General features: G+C 48.7%; 7 protein-coding genes and 1 pseudogene. All 8 read left to right on the top strand.

All coding sequences use genetic code 11. The features are described from left to right. Positions 1 to 25: 25 nt before the first annotated feature. On the top strand, positions 26 to 2,494 hold the full coding sequence (locus OXG87_10035; protein MCY3869886.1) for an ABC transporter permease: 2,469 nt from the start codon (positions 26 to 28) through the stop codon (positions 2,492 to 2,494). Next, on the top strand, positions 2,487 to 3,794 hold the full coding sequence (locus OXG87_10030) for a TlpA disulfide reductase family protein (GenBank protein ID MCY3869885.1): 1,308 nt from the start codon (positions 2,487 to 2,489) through the stop codon (positions 3,792 to 3,794). Before OXG87_10035 ends, OXG87_10030 begins: the two co-directional genes overlap by 8 nt. Before the next feature lie 80 nt (positions 3,795 to 3,874). Beyond that, on the top strand, positions 3,875 to 6,226 hold the full coding sequence (locus OXG87_10025) for an ABC transporter permease (GenBank protein ID MCY3869884.1): 2,352 nt from the start codon (positions 3,875 to 3,877) through the stop codon (positions 6,224 to 6,226). Beyond that, the gene (locus tag OXG87_10020) at positions 6,219 to 6,800 is read left to right on the top strand and encodes an RNA polymerase sigma factor (protein MCY3869883.1); all 582 of its coding nucleotides are present in this window, start codon (positions 6,219 to 6,221) and stop codon (positions 6,798 to 6,800) included. Before OXG87_10025 ends, OXG87_10020 begins: the two co-directional genes overlap by 8 nt. A gap of 24 nt (positions 6,801 to 6,824) precedes the next feature. Continuing rightward, complete coding sequence (locus tag OXG87_10015) at positions 6,825 to 9,254, top strand: ABC transporter permease (GenBank protein ID MCY3869882.1); 2,430 nt, start codon at positions 6,825 to 6,827, stop codon at positions 9,252 to 9,254. Positions 9,255 to 9,355: 101 nt separating this feature from the next. Then, a pseudogene (locus OXG87_10010) lies at positions 9,356 to 10,018 on the top strand (ABC transporter ATP-binding protein). A 251-nt stretch (positions 10,019 to 10,269) separates the two neighbouring features. Next, positions 10,270 to 12,639, top strand: coding sequence for an ABC transporter permease (locus OXG87_10005; GenBank protein ID MCY3869881.1), 2,370 nt, complete (start codon positions 10,270 to 10,272; stop codon positions 12,637 to 12,639). Between the two features lie 84 nt (positions 12,640 to 12,723). Then, positions 12,724 to 15,199: ABC transporter permease (locus OXG87_10000; protein MCY3869880.1), on the top strand; the 2,476-nt coding region annotated here is incomplete at its 3' end.

The following is a 15,199-nucleotide window of genomic DNA, read 5'->3' as shown; positions in this document are numbered from 1 at the left end:
CGCAACGACATCCAGGGAGAACAAAATGTTCCGCAATTACCTGACCGTAGCATACCGAAACCTCGTGCGTTACAAAGTGTATTCTGCGATCAACATTACCGGCCTGGCAATCGGCATTGCCTTCTGCATTTTGACCTTCTTGTACATACATCACGAATGGACCTATGATGCGTTTCACAAGAATGCCGATCGCATTTATCGGATATATGCTGAATTCCGTGGTCCCGATAAGAAATTTTATCGCACACCCACATTGCCGACCGCTTTGCGCAATGAATTGGTACAAACGGCAACAGGCGTGGACCGGGCTGTACGCTTAGTTGCTGGCCGAGGAGACGACCCCTCAGATCGCGAGATACAGGTCACTTATGGTGATCAGATCTTCAAGTTGCCTTTTTTGATCGTAGATCCCGAGTTCTTAGACATATTTTCGTTTCCCCTTCGCTCTGGCGATTCGGAAATTGCCCTCAAACATCCCCACTCTGTTGTATTGAGCACTAAAACAGCAAAGAAAATTTTCGGAGATGAAAATCCAATCGGAAAACAACTGATACTGCGATCTCTATGGAACCATGAACGCGCTGATTTCACAGTAACCGGCGTCGCCGAACCCATACCCGACAACTCATCGATTCAGTTTGAAATGTTGCTACCATATCAGCATCTATGGTTTTTTCTGCACCAGGAAGCAGATGATTGGAAGGGCCGGGGGTGTGACACTTACGTTCAACTCAGTGAAAATACAAAATTCGCAGATATAGATCCCGCGATGCGTTCGATTGTAAAAGCGCATATGCTCCGCCCAGAGATCTCAGAAGACAACTTTCATTTGCGACTTCAGCCGCTGACAAATCTGCACCATCGAATAGATATTATGGAAACCATCAATCACGGCGTGAAGGCACCACGAGATCCAATGAACGGGTATGGGCTAATCTGTCTTTCATTGCTGGTTCTGGTGATGGCCTCTATCAATTTTATCAACCTTGCGGTAGGTCGGCTGGTCACCCGAACAAAAGAAGTGGGCATTCGCAAAGTTGTAGGTGCTGTGCGCCCTCAACTGATTCGACAATTCTTAAGCGAGTCGATTTTATTGAGCCTTGTAGCTGTAGTTTTGGGTCTGTCACTCGCCGAACTGGTACTGCCGTTTTTTAACGAATTTATGCATCAGAACCTATCCTTCAACAATATTTTTACCTGGCCTGCTTTTGTCTTTTTGATCGCTCTGATCGGAGTTGTCGGCCTCCTGATTGGCAGCTATCCCGCATTTATGATCTCCGGGTTTAATCCGGTTCGCATACTCACCGGGCGGTTTAAGCTGAGCCATCGCAATCTGTTTGGTCGCGGACTCGTCTTTGGACAGTTTGCCGTGTCGAGTGCTTTGATTACCTGCACGCTGATCATGGTCTATCAACTTCAATTTGTAAAAGAAAAAGACCTGGGTTTTAACAAGGAATTTGTCATTGACATTAACACGGATAGTCTTCCTTTTGGCAAGGAGCACGCTTTGCTCAAGAACCGTTATTTGCAACATCACAAGGTAATTGGATGCACGACAGCGAGATACCTGCTGTTCGACAAAAGATCGCAACGCGGGATGGGGTACGAAGGGAAAGATGAACAAGGACAGTCTATACGGGCAAGACGCTTCTATGTAGATTACGATTTTGTAAAAACGTTTGAGATGAAGGTATTATCGGGACGAGATTTTGACTCTAATACGAATGATCAAGCACGGGGCAGTGCGCTCGTGAACGAAGAACTGGTCAAACAGATGGGATGGGACGATCCCCTTGGACAGACCATCACATTTGAGGGCAAAGCAGCACGTTTATTGAGAAAGCCAAAAGGGGTTACCCGGGTCATTGGCGTGGTACAGAATTTTTATTTACTGCCACTCCAGCAAAACGTTCAACCCGCGATGCTTTTACTAAATCCAGGAATAGGAGATGACGCAAGAAACTTCTTTGTGCGGATCAAACCAGACGATGTTGCCGGGACCCTGAAATATCTGGAAACCGGATGGAAAGAGATCGCGCCCGCTGGTGAACCGTTTCTCTTCACGTTTTTGGACGAGGATATTGAGAATTATTACCGGGACTTTTTGAGCTGGAGCAAAATCGTGAGCTATGCAACGATTCTGGCTGTCTTCATCGCATGTCTGGGGGCATTTGGATTAACGGCACTGGCCGTGGCAAGGCGAACTAAAGAAATAGGCATTCGAAAAATTATGGGCGCCTCGGTTTTAAATATTGTATCCCTGCTATCGCGTGAGTTTGTAATACTGGTTATAGTCGCAATTCTATGTGCCTGGCCCCTGACTTATCTGGTAATGATCTGGTGGTTACAGAGTTTTGCCTACCGCATCGGATTGACAGCCGGGGTCTTTGTACTCGGCGCCTTGCTAACGCTATTGGTCGTAATCGGAACAGTGAGCCTGCAAGCCGTAAAAGCGGCAAAAATGAACCCCGTGGAAGCGTTGCGGTATGAATAAACTACTCAGAAAGGATGGTATTCTCATGAACCGGACAATCATCTATTTCGCGTCTCTTCTCTTAATAATTCTCTCGTCTGGCAAGCCCCTTGAGGCGGAGGGTGATAATACTATAACGATTAATCTTGAGCGATCCACGCCTGATCCTGACGATGTCACCTTTCTCTGGCCGTCAATGGATCTCTCCGATCATAAGATGGTTAGTCTTGAGCCAGCAGAGGAACTGAGAGGCATACCTGAAGATTTTCCTGTACAATTTTTCGGTGGGTATAGACTTTCCTCATCCGGCACTCCTCATGGCGGGATCATACCAGATGACACAGTATCGTTTTTGGCCGGACAATCGGAGACAGGCGAATATGTCTTCTTATTCGATACCGACAATGACGAGAATTTCTCAGACGAGAAGATATTCCAGGGGCTCGCGTTTAGTTTTGGCGAAGACACAGGAGGCTACAAGGGCGTGGCCGAAGTAGCATTCGAGTATGTACAGGATGGTAGTGTACGCTCTCGAAACGTAGATATTGAGGTTTACCGATTCACGAACTACACAAAAAGAACCGGCGAGCACCCTATTCCTAAATTCCGTGGACAAGTAAGAGAACTTCTAACAGGAAAGGTACAATTTGGTGGGATACAAATGCGTCTGGGACTTCACGCAGAGGGGGAGTACGCAACCTATGATCCTAAGACATCCAGGTTAATACTTGACACAAATGGTGACGGTATTCTCGACAACGGATACAGGTCAATCGAAGTCTATAGAGCCAGTAAGCCTTTCTCTATCAATGGAACACCGTACCGCGTCGAACGAATATCTCCTGATGGTAGCACGCTTACACTGGCTGTCCACGACGTTGCAGTTGAAGAGAGACGAGACCTCGAATTGGGCAAACCCGCACCGTCTTTCACCGCCGCAGATTTGTCTGGAAGTGAGATCAATCTGGAGTCCTTTCGAAATCAGCTTGTACTCCTGGACTTCTGGTCAACATACTGCGGGCCGTGCATAAGCCATATACCTGCACTCAGAAGTCTGTGGCGGGACTATGCCGACAAAGGTTTTGCCATCATCAGTGTAAGTGCTGACAAATCCAAGGACAAAGTGTTGCAGTTCACACAGGACAACCAAATGGGTTGGCATCACGTCGTGGACACCCAGCCCGAGAGAAGGATATCGAGAGCCTACAATGTCGATATGATTCCAGCATACTTCCTGATAGATCAGAACGGTTTGCTTGTCGCAAAGTATGCCTTTGCGAGTCAGCTAAGAGATCTTGTGACTTCGCACTTGACGGACTGAACAATCATTCTCCCTCTAATCTCTCCGCTCCTTTAAGACAAGCTGTGTTATGACCACCAGAGACAGCCAAGGAGAACAAAATGTTCCGCAATTACCTGACCGTAGCGTACCGCAACCTCGTCCGTTACAAAGTGTATTCGGCGATTAACATTACTGGCCTGGCAATCGGCATTGCGTTTTGCATCTTGACCTTCTTGTATGTGCGACACGAATGGTCCTTTGACGCATTCCACGAAAAAGCAGATCGAATTTATCGCGTTTACACCAAAGGAGAAAGCGATGCCTCGGCTTATATGCCTGGTCCTCTTGCTCCTGCATTGGCAGAAGCATTCCCCACACAAATGCAACACGTCGTCAGAATCGATAACACCTCTCGCACACTCCAATACGACGACCATGCATCTCGAGAACGCGTTATTTATGTCGATCCGGGTTTCTGGGATGTATTCTCATTTCCTCTAATAAAAGGCGACCCCGCAACAGCACTGGACCGCAAAGATACCATTATCATATCAGAAACAGCCGCTCAAAAATTCTTCGGCAACATCGACCCAATGGGGAAATCGATCTCTTTCACAAGAAACTCAAAAATACATCAGGCTCTGATTACGGGCATCGTGAAAGACCTCCCCGAAACATCCAGCATTCAATTCGACTGCATCCAGTCCTATGAGAATGTCGAAGACGCGCTCAACACATGGAACTACACAGGTAGCACCAGTACCTACGTCTTACTCCACAATCAGGTTCGCGCCGAAGACATAGAAAAATTATTTCCGCGTTTTCTAAACTGGTCGTGGCCCATCACGGGGGAAAACCAGGAGTTGAAATTGCAGCCCCTTGCCGATGTGCATTTCAGCCCAAATATCCGCGCACCTGAACCCGCCACTGACCCGGCATACAGCTACATCCTGTTGTGCATTACAGCCCTGGTACTCTTTGTCGCCTGCGTGAACTTTATGACCCTCGCCCTGGGACGGTCGGCTTCTCGGGCGCGGGAAATCGGCATCCGCAAAGTCGTTGGCGCACACAAGCCCCAGATCATCGTGCAATTCCTCACAGAATCCGTACTCATAAGCCTCATAGCATTTGTAATCGGACTCGCACTATCAGAACTTTTAATGCCATTGTTCAACAACCTCATGGCGCAAAAACTATCCATAGTTGCACATCTGGATGGTCTGGCATTTGCCTCGCTAATGGGTCTAACTCTAATTGTCGGCCTGCTCGCAGGTACCTATCCAGCCTTTGTCCTGTCCGGCTTTATGCCAATCCACGTACTCAAAGGCAGATTGAAAATTGTCAGCGCGGGACTTTTCAGCCAGTTTCTCGTGGTCTTCCAGATCGCGATGTCTGCGGTCCTGGTCATCAGTGCCCTCATTATGACCTCTCAACTCGACTATTTGCGGACCAAACCCCTGGGATTTGACAGCGAACACCTGATTGCCGTCAGTCGCCTCAGCAAACTGCGAGGCCTGGGACCAAAAGGCATTGAAACCTATCGGGACGCCCTCTTACCCCATCATGCAATTCTCGGCGTGACCCAAATATATCACATGATGCGCAATGGATACCAGTCGCGCGGGGCTGTGGTACATGAAGGAACAACCTTAAAAGGCGTGGAGGTCTTCTTCGTCGATTACGACTTTGTACCAACCCTCGACATCAAATTGATCGAAGGACGAAATTATTCACGAGAACTTGCAACAGACCCTGCTAAGTCTGTGATCATCAATGAAACGCTGGCCCGACAATTGGGGCCGGGACCACCGCTCGGAAAAACACTGAAATTTTTTGATGATATGACAGTAATCGGCGTAGTAAACGATTTTCATTTTCGCTCTCTCCACCACAAAATTGGTCCCGCACTCCTGAAATGCAACCCGGAACATCAATTTAACCGATTGCTGGTTCGAGTGCGTGCCGAAGATATCCCCGGCACACTGACATTCATGAAAGCGCAATGGGAAGCCGTAACACAATCCCCTGGATTCCGCTATTCATTTCTCGACGAAGGCATCGATCGCCAATACCGAACCGAAGAGCGCTGGCATCGCATGATCGGATACGGAACCCTGTTTGCCATTTTTATCGCGTGCCTGGGCGCATTTGGATTGACAGCACTCGCCGTGACCCGGCGCACCAAAGAAATCGGCATTCGCAAAATATTGGGCGCCAGCGTCACAAATGTGGTGCGTTTGCTATCGCGCGAATTCGTACTGCTGGTAGGCATAGCAAATGTATTCGCCTGGCCAGTCGCCTATTGGGCAATGAGCAAATGGCTATCGGACTTCGCGTATCGGATTGAGTTGGGCATTGGGGCATTCGCGCTGGGCGGTGTATTGACCCTCCTTGTCGTAATCGGAACAGTGAGCCTGCAAGCCGTGAAAGCGGCAAAAATGAACCCCGTGGAGGCATTGCGATATGAATAAACGATCAGAAATAGAAAACGATGTGCAATTGATCCACATGATCAAAGCCGGCGACAAAAGCGCGTTTGGCAAACTCTACCATCTACACCAGAATCGCGTGCGCGCCATTGTCGGGCGATATGTGCAGGACCGCGAGGAAGCCGATGACTTGATCCAGGTGGTATTCATGAAAGTCTTTCAGAGCCTGCGCCATTTTCGCGGCGAATCGGCATTCACAACCTATCTGACGCGCATTGCCATCAACGTCGGGCGGTCACACCTACGATCCCGGCTATCCCGAAAAAACGGCCTGGAAACAGCAGCGCAACACATGCCCGAACCAATCACTCTGACAACGCCAGAAGATAGCATTATACAAAAAGAACGCCATCAACGCTTAACACAGGGCTTGCGCACATTGCCCAAAGCACAACAACGCGCAATGTGGCTTCGCTACATAAAAGAACTGTCCTACCGCGAAATCGTATGGGAAATGCAAGCACCCCTCGGCACCGTAAAAATCTGGCTCCACCGCGGGCGCCATCAGCTAAAACGCGCACTGGAAAAGCAAGAGGTCGGAGGTTGGGCAGGCTGACCACGATCTACCAGGAGGCTTCTCATGATCAAAAATTATCTGACAGTCGCAATCCGCAATTTGATGCGGCACAAATTGTACACATCCATCAATGTGCTGGGACTTGCCATCGGGCTGGCGTGTGGCATCTTAATCCTGTTGTACATCCAGCAGGAATTTGCAGTAGATCGCACTCACACCCTGGGTGACCGCATTTATAAAGTGATCCGGGAAGAACGCGGCAGTACACAAACAACATACGCAGAAGGTACATCAGGCGCACTTGGTCCCGTGTTAAAAGAAACATTTCCCGAAGTAGAAACAACCGTGCGTATCTGGCGGTGGGGCGTATCTGCAAAATATGAAGAACGCAAGAATCTATATACCCTTGCGCTGATAGATGACAACTTTTTGGATGTGTTCGATTTTCCTCTCATAAAAGGCGACTTAGAAACCGCGTTTCGCACGCCCTACTCTGCGGTCATTACCGATGATATGGCACAACACTTATTTGGCGATGCTGATCCAATGGGCAAAACAGTTTCGGTGGACAATCGCAATTTTCCAGGCGAGTACACAGTTACCGGCATCGTAAAAGCGCCACACCTTTTATCAGACCTTCAATTTCATTTACTCTCAACCACAATACCCTCCGTAGGAAAAACACAAGAGCCGTGGATGATGTGGCTACCCAGGCAATCCTGGCGTCCGGTAAAAACTTATGTACTATTAAAAGCAGGACAAAACGCAGAAACCCTCCAGACGAAAATGCAGTCGTTGATCGTGCAGTATATGGGGGATGACGTTGCGGCAAACAATACCTACCATTTACAGCCCATGCACCGCGTGTACCTGTATGGCGAATCTGATTTTAACCCGGCTGCCAGCAGCCCCATGCAACAAATTTACATGCTGGCAGCTATTGGACTGATCCTCGTGGTCATTGCCTGCGTGAATTTTACAAATCTTGCAACTGCGCGCGCTGTCACCCGCAAGCGCGAAGTCGGCGTGCGAAAAGTCGTTGGCGCGCATCGTCCACAATTGATGGTCCAATTTTTAACTGAATCCCTGCTTTTAACCTGTTCTGCCCTGCTGATTGCCCTGGCACTGGTCGAGCTATGCCTGCCCTTATTCAACCAATTTGTGCGCGGCAACTTACACCTCAACGCAGCTACAGTGATAACATGCACACCAGCGGTACTGGCATTCACATTGTTGGTCGGATTACTGGCGGGATGGTATCCGGCGTTTTTCCTCTCTTCTTTTAGCCCGGTCACAGTGTTAAAAAGCAGGGCATCTTCCTCATCGGGATCCACAGGATTGCGGAAAGGACTCGTAGTTTTCCAATTTGGCATGTCCATTTTGCTGGTGATTTGCACCCTGGTGGTTTATCAGCAACTGCGATTTATAGAAACCAAAAATATGGGTTTTGCACGCGATCACATTGTGAGTTTGCCGATCTTTGCTCACGACCGTGAACATGAATTCAACCCACAAAAACGCCTTTCGGCACGCCATCAGATGGTCAAACAGGTCTTTCTCGAACACCCCAATATCCTCAGTGCATCAGCTCTGCGATATGACATTTCTGGATACGGCGGACGACCGCGACGGATCTGGCCCGATGGAGACCGAACAAAAGAACGGACAATTCGCATAAACGAAGTTGACGACTCGTTTTTTGAGACATTTGAAATCCCCGTACTTCGCGGTCGCGCCTTTTCAGCCGCTGTTGCCAGCGATACATCACAGGCAATTATTTTAAACGAAACAGCCGTGCGTCTGCTCGGCTGGGAGGACGACCCGATTGGCAAGCAAATTTTGTTACCAGCATATGAAAACCGATCCCTGATAGTAATTGGGGTCGTAAAAGACTACCACAGCTTGACACTACGAGAAGAAATCGCACCCATGGGATTTATAGGCAAATGGAGACTGTTTGTTTCGCTGGCCCTGCGCATCCGACCAGAAAACACCGCGCAAACTCTGTCCTTTCTCGAAATGCAGTGGAAACACTTTTTGCCAGAGGTACCCTTTGCATGTCACTTTTTAGATGAAATCATACAGTGGTACTATTTCAACGAACAACTCACCGGCAAAATGCTCGGCGTGTTCTCATTACTGGCAATTTTTGTAGCCTGTTTGGGGCTATTCGGACTGGCGGCATTTATGGTTCAGTCTCGCACCAAAGAAATTGGCGTGCGGAAGGTCTTGGGCGCATCCACACCGCATCTGGTCATGCTACTCTCGCGCGAATTTGTGTTGCTCATCCTGCTCGCCAATCTCATCGCCTGGCCAATCGCCTATTACCTGATGCGCGACTGGCTCTCTGGATTTGCCTATCAGACAGACCTGGATGTCTTGCCATTTATTGCAAGCGCGATACTGGCACTGATCATCGCCTTTGGCACCGTGAGCATGCAAGCCATTCGCGCCGCGCGTTCCAATCCAATTGATGCGTTGAGATATGAATAAAAACAGTATTGAAAGAATGCTCACGGCCTCAATCTCGAGGCTTAATGCAGGTCGTCTTTAAAAGCTGATCGCTGATCGCTTTTTACAAAAGGAGTCTCACAATGATCAAAACCGTCAACCTCCAGAAAGTCTATACCACAGAAGAAGTGGAAACAACCGCCCTGAACAGTGTCAATATAGACATTGACGAAGGCGAATTCGTCGCCGTAATGGGACCATCGGGATGCGGCAAATCCACACTCTTGAACGTCCTCGGTCTGCTGGACAATCCGAGCGGTGGGGAATACTTTCTGAACGAAGAAGAAGTATCCAAACACACCGAGCGACAAAGAGCCAACACCCGCAAGTCAAACATCGGCTTTGTATTTCAAAGCTTCAACCTCATCGACGAACTGACCGTCGCCGAAAACGTGGAACTGCCCCTGCTATATCTGGGCTTACCAGTTAGTGAGCGCAAACAGCGCCTGGATGAATCGCTGGAATACATGGGCATCAAACACCGCGAAAAGCATTTCCCGCAGCAATTATCGGGCGGTCAGCAGCAGCGCGTGGCCGTGGCAAGAGCCGTCATAGCAAACCCCAACATCATCCTCGCAGACGAGCCAACGGGTAATCTCGACTCGGCAAACGGCAACGAAGTCATGGATCTGTTGACCGAACTGAACAAAAGCGGCACGACAATCGTAATGGTGACCCATAACTTTCACGACGCGGGCTACGCGCATCGCATCATCCACCTGTTCGACGGTCATGTCTCGACAGAAAATATTAAAGAAAATCGCGACAGCCAATCGAGCAACTATTTTGAACAAAACAGCCAGGCGCCTGCTCGGCTGGAAGAACGACCCGATTGGCAAACAGATCAAGTCGCCAGCATTTAAAAACCAAATCCTGACTGTGATTGGTGTTATAACAATAGTTCGGACACTTTTTGTCGCAATCCCGTGGATGCGTTGCGAGATGAGTAATCGTCGCGCTTACTGCGAAATAACTGGGCGGAATAGAGGATAAGATCATGATCAAAAATTACTTTGTTATTGCGATCCGCAATCTGCGCAATCAAAAAATGTATTCGTTGATCAATATTCTCGGATTGGCTGTAGGCATTGCCTGTTTCCTGATTATTTCTTTGTACGTGCAGCACGAACTAAGCTACGATCGATTTCACGAAAAAGGGAATCGGATCTTCCAGATCAACTGGGAATTCAAAAATGATACTGGAGAACAGAGCAGATCTGCTGTAACACCATCGGGATGCGCGCCTGTGTTTATGCGAGAATTTCCCGAGGTCATCCACGCCGTCCGCGTGCATTCCTATTCCAAATTGTTGAAATACGGTGAGAAAAGGCTCCGTTCCTCTGGATTTTATTATGTAGATCCCTCTTTCTTAAAAGTCTTCTCATTTCCCATGACCCATGGTGATCCCACAACGGCACTGCGCGATCCTTTTTCAATCGTGCTGACCGAACGCGCTGCACGACGGGCGTTTGGCAATGAAAATCCTCTGGGAAAGGTCCTGCTGTATGACAACAAGTTTCAGTTTAAGATAACCGGCGTTATGGAGAACCCACCGTCAAACTCACACCTTCAGTTCAATTATCTTGCTACTTTCGCATCTTTGAAAGAGGTTCTCGGAAGAGCTGATGCCCTGGACGAATTCGTGAACTGGAATTATTACACCTACCTTCTCCTGCCAAAAGGCTACGCGCCCGAAAACCTGGAAAAAAAATTCGCTGTTTCCAGAGAAAAACACAGCGACGAGCAATGGAGAAACAAAGACCTTCGGCTCCAGCCCATTGCAGATATCCATTTTGATACAGAGACAAATTACAGCTTCGGTCCCAAGACGGATATCCGGCACATCTATACCTTCCTGACTATCGCCATGTCCGTCCTGCTCATTGCCTGCATCAATTTTGTGAATCTGGCTACTGCGCGTTCATCAAAGCGCGCCCGAGAAGTGGGATTGCGAAAAGTGTTCGGAGCACATCGCTGGCATCTCATCAGACAATTCCTGGGCGAGGCGATTCTCCTGAGTTTCATGGCACTGGTTATGGCTCTTGCCCTATCGGAACTTTTACTGCCCCACTTCAACGCGCTCTCGGGTCAGAATGTGATGTTCAGATACCTGGACAATGTGGATTTATTCCTCAAATTGCTGTGTACCGGGTTGGTCGTGGGCATTATTGCAGGCAGCTATCCCGCGTTCTATCTCTCTTCTTTTCAGCCCACCTCTGTACTAAAGGGCATTGCCCACCTTCACACCAGGGGCACTTCTTTCAGGCAAATCCTGATCGTGTTGCAATTTGCTATCACCATTGTGTTAATCATAGGTACGGTTACTGTGTTTCGGCAGTTCCAATTTATGAGATCACAAAATTTGGGATTCGAAAAAGAACGCGTCGTTTTCTTCGGACGGAATCGAGATATCAACGCGCATTACACCGTTTTCAAACAAAAATTGCTACAAAATCCCAACATCCTTTCGGTAGCATCCACCACGGCTCTTCCGGGCAGAGTCGCAACGAGCAGGGGATATTTCTGGGAAAAGAATAAGGCGGTGAGTTTCTATTCTTTGATGGGTGATCCAGATCTGGTCAAGACACTGGACCTGGAACTGGTGGCTGGAAGGAATATGTCCTGGGACATCGAAACGGACAACACACAGGCATATCTGCTAAATGAAGCTGCTGTCAAAGAACTCGGATGGACAGATGCTGTAGGCAAGCCGTTCCGCGTTTGGGATGAAAAAGAGATGGGCCAGGTTGTTGGAGTGGTCCGCGATTTCAATTTCAAGTCTTTGCATCATAAAATCGAACCTCTTGTCATTCATCAGAAACCTGCCTGGTACGGTATAATTGCTGTCAAGATCACTGGCAGAGATATTCCCGGAACTCTGACTTATGCTAGAGAGGCGTGGGAACAAATCACTTCTACGTACTCTTTTTCAGCCAATTTTCTCGATTCGGATTTCGAGCGGCTATACCGCGCGGAAGAACGGCTGGGTCGTATTCTCACCTCATTCAGTTTACTGGCTATCTTCGTAGCCTGTATCGGATTGTTCGGCCTGGTTTCTTTTGCGGCTGAACAGCGCAACAAAGAAATTGGCATTCGCAAAGTCATGGGAGCTTCGGTCCCCGACATCCTGAAATTGGTTTCCAGAGAGTTCGTAAAACTTGTGATAATTTCCAACCTGATTGCCTGGCCAATCGCCTATTACGCGATGGAAAACTGGCTGAAGGATTTCGCCTATCGCATTGATCTGGATGTATGGCCTTTTGTCCTGGGTGGTCTTCTGGCGTTACTCATCGCATTGACCACTGTGAGTTATCAAGCCTGGGAAGCCGCACATCGCAATCCCGTAGATGCGTTGCGAGATGAGTGAAAATGGAGGTTGGGGCCGAGGGCTGAGGATTGGGACCGCTGACTGCTGGCTGCAAAATAACTGGACGAAACAGAGGATAAAATCATGATTAAAAATTATCTAACCGTTGCGATCCGCAATTTGATGCGGCACAAATTGTACACCTCCATCAATGTACTGGGACTCGCCATCGGCCTGGCGTGTGGCATTCTGATCCTGTTGTATATCCAGCAGGAGTTTGCAGTAAATCGCACTCACACCCTGGGTGATAGAATTTACAAAGTAATTCGGGAAGAACGCAGCACAACGCAAACAACTTATAGTAGCGGAACTTCGGGCGCACTCGGTCCTGTGCTGAAAGAAACATTTCCCGAAGTAGAAACAACGGTGCGTACGTTCCCGCTGACCATATCTGCACAATACGGCGAACGCGAGGGCGTGTTTCTGCTGAGGCTGGTGGATGACAACTTTTTGGACGTATTTGATTTTCCCCTCATAAAAGGCGATCCAAAGACCGCGTTTCGCCTGCCCTACTCTGTGGTCATTACCGACGACATGGCGCAACTCTTGTTTGGCGATACAGACCCCATGGGGCAAACAGTTTCAATCGACAATCGCAATTTTCCGGGCGAGTACACAGTAACGGGTATTGTGAAGGCACCACACCTCTCATCAGACCTTTATTTTCAAATACTCTCAACCACAACACCCCCCGTAGAAGAAACGCAAGAAGTATGGACGATGTGGCTACCCAAGCAATCGTGGCGTCCGGTAAAAACCTATGTGCTATTAAAAGCAGGGCAAAACGCAGAAACTCTCCAGGCGAAAATGCAGTCGCTGATCGTGCAGTATATGGGGGATAAAGTCGCGGCTGAAAATAAGTCTCGTTGGCCTCATTATCCTCTTCAGCCGTTAATCAAGCAGTATATGGGAGATGAAGTTGCAGAAAAAAACGCCTATCATCTACAGCCCCTGCATCGCGTGTACCTGTATGGCGAATCCGATTTTAACCCGACTGCCAATAGCCCTATTGAAAAAATTTACATGCTGGCGGCTATTGGACTGATCCTGGTCGTAATTGCATGCGTGAATTTTACAAACCTGGCAACTGCACGCGCTGTCACCCGCAAGCGCGAGGTAGGCGTGCGCAAAGTCGTTGGGGCGCATCGCCCACAACTAATGGTTCAGTTCTTGAGCGAATCCCTGCTTTTAACCTCCACCGCCTTGCTGATTGCACTGGCACTGGTCGAGTTATGCCTGCCCTTATTCAACCAATTTGTGCGCGGCGATTTACACCTCAATGCAGCTACAGTGATGGCAGGTGCACCGGCAGTACTGGCATTCACATTGTTGGTCGGATTACTGGCGGGATGGTATCCGGCATTTTTCCTTTCTTCTTTTCGCCCGGTGACCGCGTTAAAAGGCAGTGCGTATTCCTCATCGGGATCCACAGGGCTACGGAAAGGACTCGTAGTTTTTCAGTTTGGCATGTCCATCTTACTGGTGATCTGTACCCTGGTGGTTTATCAGCAACTACGATTTATAGAAACCAAAGATATGGGTTTTGCACACGATCACATTGTGCGTTTACCTATTTTTGTCCGCGATTTTAAGAAGGAATCCAACCCACAAATACGCCTTTCGGCACGCCACCAGATGGTCAAACAGGTCTTTCTCGAACACCCCAATATCCTCAGCGCGTCGGCACTGCGTTTCGACATCACGGGATACAGCGGGCGACTGCGACTAATCTGGCCCAATGGAGACCGCACAAAAGAACGGACACTTCGCATAAACGAAGTTGACGATTCGTTCTTTGAAACATTTGAAATCCCCGTACTTCGCGGTCGCACCTTCTCATCCACTGTTGCCAGCGATACCTCTCAGGCAATTATTTTGAACGAAACAGCCGTGCGCTTGCTCGGCTGGGAGGACGACCCGATTGGCAGACAGATTGTGTTACCAGCGTATGACAACCTGTCCCTGACCGTAATTGGGGTCGTAAAAGACTACCACAATTTGACACTACGAGAAGAAATCGCCCCCATGGGATTTTTGGCCCGCTGGAAGATGTTTTATTCTCTGGCTTTACGCATCCGACCAGAAAACACCGTGCAAACCCTATCCTTCCTCGAAACGCAGTGGAAACGCTTTGTACCAGATGCGCCTTTCGAATATCACTTTCTGGACGAAATCATAGATTGGATCTATTACAACGAGCAACTCACCGGCAAAATGCTCGGGATATTCTCACTACTGGCAATTTTTGTGGCGTGTTTAGGACTGTTCGGACTGGCCGCATTCATGGTTCAATCTCGCACCAAAGAAATTGGCGTGCGCAAAGTACTGGGCGCATCCACACCACATCTGGTCATGCTACTCTCACGCGAGTTTATGTTGCTCATCCTGCTCGCCAATCTCATCGCCTGGCCAATCGCCTATTACCTGATGCGCGACTGGCTCTCCGGGTTTGCCTATCAGACAGGTCTGAATGTCTTGCCATTTGTTGCAAGCGCGATAATGGCCCTGATCATCGCCTTTGGAACCGTGAGCATGCAGGCCATTCGCGCAGCGCGATCCA

It is taken from the genome of Gemmatimonadota bacterium (genome assembly GCA_026706845.1).
GTDB lineage: Bacteria > Latescibacterota > UBA2968 > UBA2968 > UBA2968 > VXRD01.
Note: the sequence above shows the minus strand (reverse complement) of the source record. Positions and strands in the feature narration are given on the sequence as shown.

Bases quoted from the DNA above. Each gene is read 5' to 3' on its own strand.
- OXG87_10035 (MCY3869886.1), top strand. From the start codon at position 26: ATGTTCCGCAATTACCTGACCGTAGCATACCGAAACCTCGTGCGTTAC.
- OXG87_10030 (MCY3869885.1), top strand. From the start codon at position 2,487: ATGAATAAACTACTCAGAAAGGATGGTATTCTCATGAACCGGACAATC.
- OXG87_10025 (MCY3869884.1), top strand. From the start codon at position 3,875: ATGTTCCGCAATTACCTGACCGTAGCGTACCGCAACCTCGTCCGTTAC.
- OXG87_10020 (MCY3869883.1), top strand. From the start codon at position 6,219: ATGAATAAACGATCAGAAATAGAAAACGATGTGCAATTGATCCACATG.
- OXG87_10015 (MCY3869882.1), top strand. From the start codon at position 6,825: ATGATCAAAAATTATCTGACAGTCGCAATCCGCAATTTGATGCGGCAC.
- OXG87_10005 (MCY3869881.1), top strand. From the start codon at position 10,270: ATGATCAAAAATTACTTTGTTATTGCGATCCGCAATCTGCGCAATCAA.